Genomic DNA, 14,553 nt, shown 5'->3' with positions numbered 1-14,553 from the left:
GCAAGCAGGGTCATCATGGAACGATCCATTTTCCTGAATTGTTTCGAACGAAAATTGCTTTGTAAAAACTAAAAACGACGTGATGAATTACTGAAGTTTGTATGTGTCACCGTCATCTGAAGAAGAATCTTCAGGAGTATCGTTTGAACTTTCCGGCGGTGTTTCTTGGGTGACTTGGTTCTCTGCCGAAGCTTCTGCAGCAGGTGCGGGAGTCGGTGCAGGAACCGGTTCCGTAATAGCAGGTGTCTCTGCGTTTGCAGTTGATTCCACCAGTTCCGGCAGGTTGGCAAGCTGACGGCACAAGGGGTGTCGGAGCTCACCTTGATGTGTGACCAGTGTTCCCGCCAGAACCTCATCAGTGAGATCGAGATTCACCTGACCATCTTTGATCAACGACTTCAAAAACGTCGTTACGTTATTCGAATACATCTGGCTCGCGTGCCGAGGAATCTCTGACGAGATATTGAGTGGTCCCAGGATCACGACATCATGAACCTCGGTCACTTCACCCGCTTTGGTCAGCTCGCAGTTTCCTCCCCGCTCAGCTGCCAGATCGACAATTACGCCGCCAGCCGGCATCGCCCGGACCATTTCTTCAGTCACCAGAATTGGTGCTTTCTTGCCGGGGATGGCTGCCGTGGTGATCACAACATCACTTTCAGCGATCACTTCCAGCATCAGTTCTCGCTGCTTGCGATAGAATTCCTCATCCATCTCGCGAGCATAGCCACCTTGCCCCTCTGCGGTGCCAAGGTCCATTTCGACAAACTTCGCGCCGAGGCTTTCAACCTGTTCTTTCACAGCAGGTCGCACATCGTAGGCCATCACGACCGCGCCCAGCCGCTTCGCTGTGGCGATCGCCTGCAAACCTGCGACGCCAGCACCCAGAATGAAAACCCGTGCGGGAGTCAGAGTTCCAGCTGCGGTCATCATCATCGGGAACATTTGCGGTGAATGACTCGCTGCGAGGAGGACAGCTTTATAACCCGCAATGGTTGCCATCGACGAAAGGACATCCATGCTTTGAGCACGTGTGATGCGCGGGACCAGTTCCAGCGAAAAGATGTCAGCTTTCTTCGCTGCAAGTTCGAGCATCTTTTGTGGATCAGAAAGTGGATCACATTGGGCAATCAGGATTTGATTCTCTTTAAGCAGAGCCAAGTCGCTCTTTCCCGCATCGGGATTGGCGACTGCAGCGCGGACCTGAAGGAGAATGTCCGAACTTTGAATTAAATCTGTGCGATCCGTGACAATGGTCGCTCCGGCGTCAATGTAGGATTGATCCAGAAACCCGGAAGCTTCGCCAGCACGAGCTTCCACACGAACTTCAGCACCTAACTTCTTCAGTGCCGAAACAGATGCAGGGACAAGAGCAACACGACGTTCGCCCTCAAAATTTTCCTTAGTCACGCCAATAATCACGATGCAGACATCCTGTAGCCAATATGCGAGACGAGCAACAATCAAAATCGCATGGTAACGATGCGATTCCCGAACAGGTAGTGAATACGCCCCGTTGAATTGCACGCATCCACAAACTGTGATCCATGTCGTTCCCAACTTGCGTCGCCCCTCTATCTTAATCCTGCACGGACCAGAGAATTTTGATCACAAACCTGATCGCAAACATTTGCCGAGAGCAGTTTGCGATCCCGCGTGCCTGTGTGGAACGGGATTTGCCAGCGAAAATTGCTTTTCGCCATGAGTCAGAACGCGAACAGTTACGGGAAAAATGTTATAAGAGCAGGCCACACATCATTGAGACCTGTTTCCTTCGAGGGTTCATTGTGGACGAATCGTGGACGAACTGATCGGTATCCTGAAAATGGTGGCAACACCGTAGTTGACCAGTCGGCCGACGTTCGCGTTTGTGGTCGTGGTGATTTACGATTGAGCCAGAACCTCTGTCCCTGCACCTTGGAGTGAGCTCTGATGAGAAGTCGATTCAGATCAATTCGATTGATCATTCCGTTGTTCTTTTTAGGAACATCGTTCGCCGATCAACCTGCCGGGAAAAACTGGATCGGTGTCGGCGGAGACCGGGGAGGTCAGCGATATTCCGAGTTGACTCAAATCAACCGGACGAATGTCTCCAAGCTCAAAGTCGCCTGGACATTTCATACGGGCGAGCTTGATCGCAAACCGCAAAAGACGATTGAATGTACTCCCATTGTGATCGATGGGACGATGTATATCACAACGGGATATCTTCGCGTCGTGGCACTCAATGCTGCGACCGGTGACGTGTTGTGGAGTTTCGATCCGTTTGAGAAGCACAAAGCTGCCGGCCCCCTGGCATCGGGTGGTGTCAATCGAGGCCTCGCCTATTGGAGTGACGAAAAGCCAGACGGCAAACGCCGAATCATCCATGGAACGTCTGATGGTCGCCTGTTTTCACTCGATGCGAAAACGGGTCAACTGGATGTGAGCTTCGGCAAAGAAGGTGTGAAGGACTTAAGAGAAGACTTGCAGCGAGACATCGCCAACCTCGGGTACGGCCCGACATCGGCTCCAGCGATCTGCGGAAACAACATTATCATCGGAGTCTCAAACGGCGAGGGGCCGGGCGATGCTGCACCTGGGGACATTCGGGCCTTCGATGTCCAGACAGGGAAACAGGTCTGGCGGTTTCACACAGTTCCTCGACCGGGTGAGTTCGGCAACGATACCTGGGCTCCAGATTCCTGGAAAAATCGTGGTGGTGCAAATGCCTGGGGCGGTGTCAGCGTGGACGTCGACAGGAATCTCGTTTTCGCCGGACTCGGCTCAGCTGCTTTTGATTTCTACGGCGGAGACCGTCACGGCAATAACTTATTCGCAAACTGTACGATTGCATTGGATGCAACAACGGGCGAGCGTCGCTGGCATTTCCAGACGCTCCGGCACGACCTGTGGGACCACGATTTACCGGTCTATCCGAATCTTGTCACCGTGCAACGCGATGGCAAAGACATTGCTGCTGTCGCTCAGGTGACAAAAACAGGATTCGTCTATCTGTTCGATCGTGAAACGGGTGAACCGCTCTTTGAAATCGAAGAGAAATCGTTTCCTGCATCGGATGTTCCGGGGGAGCTGGCTGCAGTCACTCAACCGATCCCAACCAAACCGCCGCCATTCTCGGTTCAACATTTCGATGAATCGAACGTAACGGATATCGCTCCAGCGAATCAGGAATACGTCTTGAACGAACTGAAGAAAATTCGCAGCGGATCGGCCTTCAACCCACCAAGCTTGCAGGGAACGGTTGTCATCCCGGGCTACCATGGTGGAGCGAACTGGTCTGGAGCCTCTTTTGATCCAACCACAGCGACTCTGTATGTCAACTCGAACAACGTTCCGAATGTCATCACTTTGGTCGAAGCGGGGGCAGATGCCAAACATCGCTATCAGCATCAAGGATACATTCAGCTTCGAGACCAGGAAGGTTATCCGGCAATCAAGCCACCTTGGGGAGTGTTGACAGCGATCAACCTGAATACCGGATCGTTCATCTGGCAAGTCCCGTTGGGAGAGCACAAAGAATTGACAGAGCGAGGAATTCCTCAAACCGGAACAGAAACTTTCGGGGGAACTATCGTGACCGCTGGCGGGCTGGTCTTCATTGCCGGGACGAAGGATGAGAAGTTTCGAGCTTTCGACAAAACGACCGGAAAAGTCCTGTGGGAACATCAACTCGCTGCGGGTGGATATGCAACGCCATCCACTTACGAAGTTGACGGCCAGCAGTATGTCGTGATTGCTGCAGGAGGTGCAGGAAAGTTGCGGACCAGAGCAGGCGATGCATTCGTTGTGTTCGCATTGCCCAAGTAGTTATCGTTGAGGGGAACCACCACGGAGGGACTGAGATACGGAGAAAGAAATTGACGACAGCAAACTGCTTTACGGTTTGCCCGTGAACAAGGGTCTTGTCAATGTAATGGTGCCTACCCATGAGGCCCTTCAAAGAAACATGACATATCGGACAACAAATGATTCATCGTTTCGCTGCTCTTTGTACTTGTGTTGTACTGACCTTTGTGTCCCCTTCAGCTTTCGCCAAGCCACCGAATTTCCTGGTGATCATGGTCGATGACCTCGGGTATTCCGATCTCGGTTGTTACGGCAGTGAGATCGATACTCCGAATCTGGACTCGCTGGCGATGAACGGACTTCGGTTCACCCAGTTCTACAACACCGCACGATGTTGGCCATCGCGCGCAGCTCTTCTAACCGGATACTATGCACAGCAGGTCCGACGAGACGCCTTTCCTGGATTGCCCGACGGCAAGCGTGGAGATCGCCCCGAATGGGCACGGTTGCTTCCAGAGGTTCTCAGTCAGGCAGGATATCGATCGTACCATTCTGGGAAGTGGCACCTCGACGGCATGCCCATCGAAACCGGTTTCCACCGTTCGTATCTCCTGCGTGATCAGGGGCGATTTTTCAACCCGCACGTTCATTGGCTCGACGATGAACGACTCCCCGCAATAAAAAAAGGAACCAGCTACTACGGGACTACAGTCATTGCGGATCACGCAGTCCGCTGTTTGCAGGAACATGCAGGAAGTCAGTCAGAGAAACCGTTCTTTCATTACCTCGCCTTCACTGCTCCGCACTTCCCATTACATGCCCTGCCGAAGGACATCGCCAAGTACAAAGATCGGTACCACCAGGGCTGGGACAAAATCAGAGAAGAACGCTGGCAACGGATCAAGGAGATGGGACTTGTCTCGGCAGACCTCTCCGAAGTCGAAGAAGAGATCGGCCCGCCCTACCACTTTCCGGATCACCTGAAAATCCTGGGTGATGGCGAAGTGAACCGACCTGTGCCCTGGAACTCTCTCACGCCTGAACAGAAAAAATTCCAAGCAGATAAAATGGCGCTTCACGCAGCCATGATTGACCGTGTCGACCAAGAAATCGGTCGCGTCCTCAAGCAGCTGAAAAAGATGAAAGCATTTGAGGAGACGCTGATCCTGTTTCTTTCCGACAATGGAGCCAGCGCCGAAATCATGGTCCGTTCGGATGGTCACGACCCCGCCGCAACGCCGGGGTCGGCAGAATCGTATTTGTGTTTGGGGCCAGGTTGGTCGACCGCCTGCAACACGCCGTTCCGACGCCATAAAACGTGGACACACGAAGGGGGATGCGCCACCCCATTCATCGCGCACTGGCCCAACGTTATCAAGGAAAAAGGCTCACTTCGCAAAACTCCAGCACACGTTATTGATATCGCCCCCACATTGATTGAACTGGCAAAGACCGAGCGATTCAAAGATTGGAATGGAAAACCGGTTCCAGCACCACCGGGAAAAAGCCTGACGAGCCTGTTCCAGCAAGACGCTGCAGTCCACGACCGGACGTTATGGTGGTCGCACGAAGCAAACCACGCTATCCGCAAAGGCGACTGGAAAGCTGTGATCTCTGGAGATGATGCCGAATGGGAACTCTACAACCTCGAAACAGACCGAACGGAAACGTCGAACATTGCCTCAGCGAATCCTGACAAACTGGCAGAACTGAAGCGGGAATGGACCAGTATGCGGGACAAATTCTATCGCGACGCAACTGGAAAACAGCACATCAAATGATATTTTTTGAGATTTCACCGCCCACCCCCGTCAGGTATTTCGCCTTAGAAGATGGGGCCCTGAGAAGAGAGCGGAATTGTTGATCTTGCAGAATAATCTCCACGACTGTCTTTTTCCCTATAAGCAATGTTGCAGACTTGGAATGGAGATAGAATTTCTTGTAAAAATTCAACTCTGTTATTGAGGCAAGATGGAATTTGACGTAACTCACATTCTACGAAACATGTTACATCGTCAGTTCTTCAGGAAGAGGTGCTGTAAAACTTAAGTACTGAGGTCAATCAGTTTGCGGCATCTGCATTGCCGGGAAGCTGTCGACAAAATCAATGTGACCAGGCCAATGTCATGAGTGAGAAGCTCCCGGGGGCTGACGAGCAGAGCGTCGTCGTCAACAATTTAATCGTTGAATACATGAAACGTACGGACTCAGGCGAGAACATCACGCCTGAGGAGTTCATCGCTGAGCATGCCGAGTACACTGAGGAACTCAAACGACACTTCGATAACGTCAACATCTTAAAGGATCTTCAAGATCGTTCAGGAACGGAAAGAACTGTCGCCAAGCCAACATCCAAGCCGGACGAAACCGCTGCACAAACTGTCCTGCGCGGAACAGCTGATTCCGAAACGTCTGTGACGAGGCGACACTCTGCGGGAGAAGCAGCCGCTACGAACATCTCCATCCCCGAGAAATTCGGTCGTTACTCCATTCAAAAAGTTCTCGGTCAGGGAGCTATGGGAGCTGTCTATCTGGCGAAGGATACTCAGCTGGACCGTGATGTCGCCCTGAAGATCCCGAAATTTGGTGACCTCAACCAAGTCGATGAAGAAGAGATGCTCGCGCGCTTCTATCGCGAAGCCCGCGCCGCTGCGACCCTTCGCAGCCCCAATATTTGCCCAGTGTACGACGTCGGCGAAATTGATGGGCAGCATTACATCACAATGGCCTATATCGCTGGCCGACCGCTGAAAGACTTTACGAAGTCGAAGAAATCTCACTCTGAAAAGCAGATCGCGACGACCATTCGCAAACTTGCGGTCGGACTGGCACAAGCTCACAAGATCGGCGTCGTTCACCGAGACCTCAAGCCGGCCAACATCATGGTCGACCAGCATGGTGAGCCGGTGGTGATGGATTTTGGTCTCGCTCGACGTAGCAGCAGCGACGATGTGCAAGTCACACAAAGTGGAGCCATCCTCGGAACGCCTGCGTATATGTCACCCGAGCAGGTTGAAGGAAACCAAGCTGCCATCGGACCACAGGCAGACATCTACGCACTCGGCATCATCATGTACGAGCTGATCACCGGTGAGATGCCCTACAAAGGGAGCCTGATGTCGATCCTGCAACAGATTGGCAACAACAACCCGGCGAAGCCTTCGGAGCTTCGCGCGAATATCGATCCTCGACTGGAAAACATTTGCCTGAAAATGATGGCGGGTGATTTAAAGAAACGCTACAGCTCGATGAACGAAGTTGCAGCCGACCTCCAGGACGTTTTAAGGAATCCGAATAAGAAGCAGAAGAAGGCTCAAGGGAGGAAGAACGGTCCTAAACCCGCTGCAATTTCGTCAGCTCATGAAGAATCGAACCCAGCGTTAATTTCAATCGAACAGCCCAAACCTTACGCGGAACAACTCCGTAAAAAGAAAATCGCAACGACCAGCAAAACAACACCAAAGCCTGCTGGCAAAGAGACACCCTCGACCCCCAACAAGAATCTACTGATCGCAGGTGGTCTGGGCGGATTGATCTTACTGCTGGGGATTGTCTTCATCGTCCGCATCGGCAAATACGATGTGCAAATCACGCTCGACGATCCAGGTATTCAGCTGAGTGTCGATGGTGAAGAAGTTGTCATCAAAAACGGTCAAGACATCATCAAACTCTCTGCCGGCAAACATCAACTTCAGCTGAAGAAAGCCGGGCTGACGACGCACGTCGAAGAATTCACCGTCACTAAAAATGGTAAAACGTCTTTGCGAGCGGTTGTGCTCCATAATAACCAACTCGATGGATTGCTGAACGGAGAACAGCCGGCAGCGATTGAAGAGCGGCTGACGGGAGGCCCGGTTGAGAACTCGGAGCCCGAGTCAATAACCCCCGATGGAAGTTCTTCCAGCAAACTAACGCAAGAAGAAGATACTAACTCGCTGGTATTTGACGGGCAGAATGATTACGTCGAATTGCACTTAAGCGATTCCCTCAAGGATCGACTCTCTACCGAAAAACCTGTCACAGTTGAAGCTTGGATTTGGTCCGCCAATAATTCCGGGAAGCGTCAGTTTATTTTCAATAGCGGGGTCTCAACACGTTTGGAAATTCTCCGAGAGGGAGAAAGTTTTGGAGAACACCTTGCAAATACCTGGACAGCCTATCGCACTGACCATAAGGGCAACTGGGACAGGGTTGTTTCTTCAAGAATCACTCCTTCTGGACAGTGGACTCACGTGGCGGTCGTTTGGCAAACAGATCTCCACGGGTACAAGTCAACGTTTTACATCAACGGAAATAGTTCTCAACTTGAACGTAGTCACAAGGCGGGCCGCACTCAAACTCCGACGGAATTACGGGCAATATTGGGAGCTGCTCCCGGAAGTGATGGGCACAGTATCCATACTCACTTTAAAGGGAAAATTCGCGATTTCCGAATTTCTGACGCGGCACGCTATCAGGAAGATTTTAAACCAGAGCAAAACCTTGTCGCAGACGAACAGACTGCGCTTCTATTCAAAATGAATGAAGGTTTCGGCGATATTCTCGAAGATTCTTCCGACAACGGGCACCACGGCAAAATCGTCGGAGCGAAGTGGGTACGTAATGACGAAACCGAAGCGAAACAGTCTTCCAAACCGTTGACTGCACTTGTTTTTGATGGCACGACGAGCCGAGTTGAAGTTCCTGGATTAAAACTTTCCGGCTCTCCTCCATTAACCATTGAAGGCTGGGTGACGCCATCTGAAAAAGGAACTTCCAACGTAATTATCTTCCATGATGGCGTCTCTGACCCGTTGACACTTCAAGTCGGTGGCATTCGTCGCTGGGAATTCGGTGGCTGGTGGTCTGAATCCAACAAACGCCTCGAAGTCTTCGGTCCGAAAATTGAGGACTGGGAACGGCGCACGCATATTGCAGGTCAATGGAATGGTCAATCGTTGCAGCTGTTTATCGACGGAAAACTCGTTCAAGAGCGTGACTACAGCGGGAGTTTCAATCCCCAAGGGAGCCTCGAAATCGGTGGTCATGATGGATCTCGTTTCAAAGGGAGCATCGATGAAATTCGCATCTCGAAAACGCTCCGTTATCAAACTGACTTTATTCCCCAAAATGAATTGACCAGCGACGAAGAGACCCTCGCTCTGTACCACTTCAACGAAGGGACCGGAAACACTCTCAAAGACTCCTCCGGCAACGGACACAATGGAAAAATCGTCGGAGCGAAGTGGGCCGAGGTCACTGAGCACCGACCAGTCTCCCAAACGGGCCTCGACTTCGACGGTAAAGATGATTGGGTGACGATTCCGACGTTAGAGTTTGATGGTTCACATCCAATCACTCTGGAAGCCTATGTGAGGCTGCGTCGCACTGACGGTACAACTGGTATCGTTTCCAACCAGAACGGAGGAGGGATCGGCATCACTACGATGGGAGGGGATTCCGCCGGGATTGTCCTTGCACAAGCTGCAGGTAAGTCGCGAGCCCTTTACGAGCAACCCATTCCCATTGGTCAACGTCTGCACGTGGCAGGGACCTGGGACCAAAAGCAGTTGAAATTTTTCGTGGATGGCAAATTGGTCTCGACTGCAGATGCTCCCCAAGGTCGATTCTCGAATGGCGCCCCGCATTTTGCACTTGGTGCCTACCCGGCAGGAGTTGATGGTTTCCTGGACGGGATCATTGATGAAGTCCGTATTTCAGGCGATGTCCGTTATACAGAGGACTTCACGCCTGCAGATCGACTTACCAAAGAGGATCAGACTCTCGCACTTTACCACTTCGACGAAGGGATCGGTAACACACTCGAAGACTCCTCTGGCAACGGCCACCATGGCGAGATCAATGGAGCGAAATGGGTGAATGTGGAAGCCAATTCTGCCCACTTGGCCCCTGCTCCAGCGACGATTAACTACGCGATATCCCCTGCAGGTGATCTGGACAAAGTAGGCAGAATTGCGGAGTTTCCGCGATTCATCAAACTCGATGCTCCAATGACGATCGAACTGACCATCACACCGTTCTCTCATGTCGCGGAAAAAGAACATCGCACGCTCGTTTCATTCGCAGGGGCGCTTGTACTTAAACAGCACCATGAATCCTTGACGTGGATGCGCTCTAACCAAGATGTTGAGCCCGCATGGGAAGAAGTGCGATTGCAGAAGCTTCCGTTGCACAAGCCCCTTCAAATTGCTGTCGTCTCCACGGGCAAGCAGTTGCGATTATTCGTTGACGGGAAACTGCTTGGCGTGCAAGATTTAAAGATTTTGCCATCGAGTCTGTCGAGTCGAATCGACCTGAATCCATGGTCAACCAAGGGGAGCAATCACCTCCCGTTTGATGGCACGATCGATGAGATTCGCTTCTCAAATTTCGCCCGATACGATTCAGACTACATCCCAACAGAACGGTTGACCGCCGACAAACAGACGGTCGCTTTGTATCACTGCGACGAAGGGACCGGCGACGTCCTCAAAGACTCCTCCGACAACGGCCATCATGCGACAATTCTCAACGCGAAGTGGGGCACACTTGAAGAGTAATGGTAAGACAATTGATGGTCCAGCAATTGCCTCTTCACGGGCTCACGGTATCGCAAACTGCTCTAATTGACGTCCTGGCCGGTCAGGAGAGACTCCACTGCGTCGGCGTGAGTTGCGATTTCGAGAACGCTTTTGCGAATTTCTTCACCATCAACTGTCGATCGGGGGTAGGCGTTTGAGATGACAAAGAACTCCTCTCCATTGATCTCACGGATTGCCAGAGCACCGTGTGAAATCACAGAATTCAAACGGAGTGCCGCTGAGAAGTAATGGGTCTCAGCAGGACAACAGACGCTATAAATTTGAAGCAGACGTTCGTGAAACCGATGCTCGCTATGGGAGAGAAAGACAACCTGCTTGCGACCGTCAGCAAGTGAAACATCGATGCGATAATTCTCCTCCGCTTTTTTCCAGCGAACATCCCGTTCGTGATCGAAGGCTTCATGCAATAGAGTATCGAGGTCTCTGACTTGTCCGAGCACTGCTTGCAGGAGTTGTGCCGCCTCAATCCCGTCACGTGGTCGATTTCGAGGACTTTTCTCCATCATCAGCCCCAAACACTCACACACCTCCAGAGGAACCTCCGGTCTCAACTCACGAAGGCTGGGGGCCTGTTCGGTCGTCACTGCCGATATTAAATCGGACATTTTCCGGCGAGGGAAAGGAAGTCGGCCGGTGAGCATGTAGTAAAAGCAGACTCCCAGTGCGTAGACATCGCTGGCGGGGCTGGCAGATTCTCCACCGAAAATTTCAGGAGCCATAAAATGCGGTGTTCCGGCGAGGACTCCGGGCATTTCATGAACGACGTTTCCATGGACCCGTTTCGCTAAACCGAAATCACTTATCTTCGGGATTCCATGATGTGTTAAAAGAACGTTGTCCGGCTTCAAATCTCGATGAATGATTCCAAGACGATGAGCGGCTCCCAGACCGTTGGCAATCCCGAGAGCCAGCGTCGTGGCCCGCCAGACCATCAGGCGACCGGTTCGCAGCATGTTTTGCAGCGATCGACCCGGAACGAATTCCATCTCCAGAAAGTTCAATCCACCATGTTGACCAATGGCATGGACGGTGACGATGTTTGGATGCACCATCGACGCGGCAGCTTGACCTTCTGTGCAAAATCGATCGAGATAGTCGGGATCGGTATCGAGTAGCGACGGGGAAAGAACTTTGATGGCACACGAGCGATTCAGCTGCAAGTGCCGACTCAGAAAGACCCATCCCATTCCTCCGCGACCCAGCAGAGATTCAACCCGATATTTATCCAGCGTTTTTCCGACCAGTTCATCCAGCCGATCTTTCTTAGGCCCTCCATCTGTCGGGGTCGCGTGTGCCCAGTCCGGGGAGGATTTCCAGAGCATTGTTTGCAACAGCGAAATATCCGCGGATGGAACCGGCATCGAACATTGCGGACAGTTCATGTCGTGCGTCATCCCCAGAAATGCTTCATTGCACGCTGGGCAATAGATTGTCAGTGGATCATCTGTTGAATTTGACAGCAGCCCGCTCCAGTTAAGGGATCTCGACCTCTTCTATTCGCTCTGCCTGAGAAAATCTTACTGACGAATCCAGTTCGCAGAGACATTCTTCACAGATTGTGCCACGACGCAGTACCGTTCGGCAAGTTGAACTGCTTTGGCAAGTTTTTCGTCAGAAGCTGAGGAAGCGATTTCAAATCGCAAACGGATCGCAGTGAATCCCACCGGAATCTCTCGATTCACTCCCAGCGTGCCACGAAAGTCCATGTCTCCTTCTGCCACAAGAATTGCGGAGTCGACCGGAATTTCCATCGCTGTGCAAACCGCACCCAGTGTCACTCCTGCACAGCCAATCAAGGCTTCGAGCAGCATCTCGGCTGGGCAGGAAAAATTGCCATCGCCTCCTGCCATGGGATGTAAGCCGGGAACCCGGGGGGCTTCAGACTCATGTTCAATCTGACAGGAAATGGTTTCGAAATTGACTTTGCCTCGTGCCATCAGCGTCGACTGGGCAGAGTCCGGCTCAGAGCGATATTTTTCTTTGAGCGGCGTTTGGATACTCCGCAGTTCTTCAGCATTCATAAGATATTGTCTCAAAGTTGTGTGTCAGTTTTCTCAAGAACAGAGCTTCGCTAGAGCAATTTGCTCTACCGTGTGCCCGTGAAGAACGCATTTTTCTAGAACTGGTCCTGAAACGTGAAGTTGCTCTCTCAAACGTTGAGGAAAGCACCTATTTCAGAGGTTTTCGGACTGGTTCTAGGAAAAATGCTGTTCGCCACGAGGCAGAACCTGCAAACCAATTCGAAAGATGCTCTAGAGCAAATCCAATATTGGTTATTACGTATTATCTTGCGGCGAGCCGGCTATGAAAATCATCAAAGTGAGTTTCAGGTGCACGAGAAGCGCCGAAAATGCCCCGTGAAATTCTCATTCTCTATATCCCGAACCCGAACGCTTGGCGCGTTCTAGCTGTCCTCTATGCTACACGGTCTGGATCATCGTCCCAAGCATAATCCAAAAACTGTTCAAGTGAACAGTAGAATAAAGATGTCGAATCTTTGCCCTCAGAAAGATCACCCATGTTTCGCGTGCTCGTCAGTGATAATTTGTCCCCTATCGGCTTGAAACTCCTCGAGGAACACCCGGAGATTGAGCTGGACTACCAACCAGACATTCACCAGGACGTCGAGGCGCTCAAAGCAGCTTTGCAGAATGCTGACGGGGTTGTCATTCGCAGTGGAACAAAGCTGACGGAAGATGTCCTGACCGGCCAGAAACGCCTTAAGGTGATTGCCCGGGCGGGCGTGGGAGTCGATAACATTGACCTCCAAGCTGCGACTCGGCAGGGAATCATTGTTTCCAACACACCTGATGGAAATACTCTCAGCACTGCGGAGCAGACCATTGCCATGATGATGGGTCTGTGCCGAAACACCGGTCCGGCGTCTCAGTCGATGAGAGAAGGTCGCTGGGATCGCAAGCTGTACACGGGAACCCAACTCGCGGGCAAGACGATCGGCGTTGTCGGCTTGGGTCGAATTGGTCTCGCAGTTGCCAAACGCTGCAATGGCCTTGAAATGAACGTTCTGGGATACGATCCATTCCTCAGCGAAGAACGAGCCGACCAGCAGAATATCGAACTGTATCGCGATATTGACGAACTGTTGGTGAAGTGCGATCTGGTCACTGTCCATACCCCGCTGACCGATGAAACACGTGGCATTATCAACGCTGAGCGTTTGGCGAAGATGAAGAAAGGTGTCCGCCTGATCAACTGTGCCCGGGGCGGAATCATTGATGAGCAAGCTCTCATTGAGGGTCTCGAATCGGGACACGTCGGTGGAGCGGCACTCGATGTTTACGTCACTGAAAAGCCGGGTGCCAACGACAAACTCGCCAGCTTCCCCAACGTCCTTTGCACTCCGCACTTGGGGGCATCGACCGATGAAGCTCAAGAACAGGTTGCCGTCGAAGCTGCTGACATCGTTTGTAATTTCCTGACGAAAAACGAAGTCCGCTCAGCTGTGAATATGGTTCCGATCTCAGGCAAGGAACTCGAAGGATCACGGGCCTATCTCGACCTCGCTTACCGACTCGGTTTACTGTTGGCTCAAACCTCACATGGGGAAGGGATTCAAGGGGCGCGGCTCCAGTATCGTGGGGATGTCTGTTCGAAGCCGATGAATCTGATCACCAGTGCCTTCACCTCCGGACTTCTCTCAGCTGCCTTGAATGACAGCGTCAGCATCGTCAATTCTGACATGACTGCCAGAGACCGTGGCATCGAAATCACCCAAACGTCAACGACGGAAACAGGTGCATTTGCGACAATGATTTCCGCCACACTCATCACCGACAAACGTGAAATCACAGCTGCCGGAACGACATTCGGAAATGACTTCCTGCGACTCGTAAAGTTGAATGAGTATCAACTTGACGCGTACCTTGATGGACTTCTGTTGATCTATCGACACAGAGATGTTCCGGGACTCATTGGTGCAATCGGAACAACATTCGGGAAGCACAAAGTGAACATTTCTCACATGGCTTTAGGGCGCGAGAAGAACGAACCGGGTGGAGATGCCATCGCCGTTCTCAACCTCGACAACGAACCGTCCGAAGCTGCGATCAAAGAAGTGCTTGATCACCCCGACGTCCATGGCGTCGAACTCGTCAAGCTTCCGCCTGCGAAGGCGTCACTTCCTTGGCTGGGGCTGTAATAGAGCAGTTTGCTCTATCATGTG

General features: G+C 51.9%; 7 protein-coding genes. 4 read left to right on the top strand and 3 right to left on the bottom strand.

Annotated elements, in window-relative coordinates; genetic code table 11:
- Window positions 1-87: 87 nt before the first annotated feature.
- Window positions 88-1,560, bottom strand: coding sequence for a Re/Si-specific NAD(P)(+) transhydrogenase subunit alpha (locus ACN0YR_RS21450; RefSeq protein ID WP_417851260.1), 1,473 nt, complete (start codon window positions 1,558-1,560; stop codon window positions 88-90).
- A gap of 372 nt (window positions 1,561-1,932) precedes the next feature.
- On the opposite strand from ACN0YR_RS21450, the gene ACN0YR_RS21445 reads away from it, so the two are divergent.
- From ACN0YR_RS21445 to ACN0YR_RS21435, 3 genes are all read left to right on the top strand, one after another.
- Window positions 1,933-3,810: a pyrroloquinoline quinone-dependent dehydrogenase gene (locus ACN0YR_RS21445; RefSeq protein ID WP_417851259.1), complete on the top strand. Its 1,878-nt coding sequence runs from the start codon at window positions 1,933-1,935 to the stop codon at window positions 3,808-3,810.
- 158 nt (window positions 3,811-3,968) lie between these two features.
- Window positions 3,969-5,570: an arylsulfatase gene (locus ACN0YR_RS21440; RefSeq protein WP_417851258.1), complete on the top strand. Its 1,602-nt coding sequence runs from the start codon at window positions 3,969-3,971 to the stop codon at window positions 5,568-5,570.
- A 345-nt stretch (window positions 5,571-5,915) separates the two neighbouring features.
- Window positions 5,916-10,328, top strand: a complete 4,413-nt coding sequence (locus tag ACN0YR_RS21435) for a LamG-like jellyroll fold domain-containing protein (protein WP_417851257.1) — start codon at window positions 5,916-5,918, stop codon at window positions 10,326-10,328.
- A 62-nt stretch (window positions 10,329-10,390) separates the two neighbouring features.
- On the opposite strand, the gene ACN0YR_RS21430 is transcribed toward ACN0YR_RS21435, so the two are convergent.
- On the bottom strand, window positions 10,391-11,731 hold the full coding sequence (locus tag ACN0YR_RS21430; RefSeq protein WP_417851256.1) for a serine/threonine protein kinase: 1,341 nt from the start codon (window positions 11,729-11,731) through the stop codon (window positions 10,391-10,393).
- A 156-nt stretch (window positions 11,732-11,887) separates the two neighbouring features.
- Complete coding sequence (locus tag ACN0YR_RS21425; protein ID WP_417851255.1) at window positions 11,888-12,391, bottom strand: OsmC family protein; 504 nt, start codon at window positions 12,389-12,391, stop codon at window positions 11,888-11,890.
- Between the two features lie 497 nt (window positions 12,392-12,888).
- Here ACN0YR_RS21425 and serA point away from each other — a divergent pair, with 497 nt between their 5' ends.
- Window positions 12,889-14,529: a phosphoglycerate dehydrogenase gene (gene serA / locus ACN0YR_RS21420; RefSeq protein WP_417851254.1), complete on the top strand. Its 1,641-nt coding sequence runs from the start codon at window positions 12,889-12,891 to the stop codon at window positions 14,527-14,529.
- The last annotated feature ends 24 nt before the right edge of the window (window positions 14,530-14,553 follow it).

Source organism: Thalassoglobus sp. (assembly GCF_048270125.1).
Lineage (GTDB): Bacteria > Planctomycetota > Planctomycetia > Planctomycetales > Planctomycetaceae > Thalassoglobus.
This window is presented reverse-complemented; position numbering and strand designations above follow the sequence as displayed.

Coding starts and splice junctions, on each gene's coding strand:
- ACN0YR_RS21445 (WP_417851259.1), top strand. CDS start 1,933: ATGAGAAGTCGATTCAGATCAATTCGATTGATCATTCCGTTGTTCTTT.
- ACN0YR_RS21440 (WP_417851258.1), top strand. CDS start 3,969: ATGATTCATCGTTTCGCTGCTCTTTGTACTTGTGTTGTACTGACCTTT.
- ACN0YR_RS21435 (WP_417851257.1), top strand. CDS start 5,916: ATGAGTGAGAAGCTCCCGGGGGCTGACGAGCAGAGCGTCGTCGTCAAC.
- ACN0YR_RS21430 (WP_417851256.1), bottom strand. CDS start 11,731: ATGCCGGTTCCATCCGCGGATATTTCGCTGTTGCAAACAATGCTCTGG.
- ACN0YR_RS21425 (WP_417851255.1), bottom strand. CDS start 12,391: ATGAATGCTGAAGAACTGCGGAGTATCCAAACGCCGCTCAAAGAAAAA.
- serA (WP_417851254.1), top strand. CDS start 12,889: ATGTTTCGCGTGCTCGTCAGTGATAATTTGTCCCCTATCGGCTTGAAA.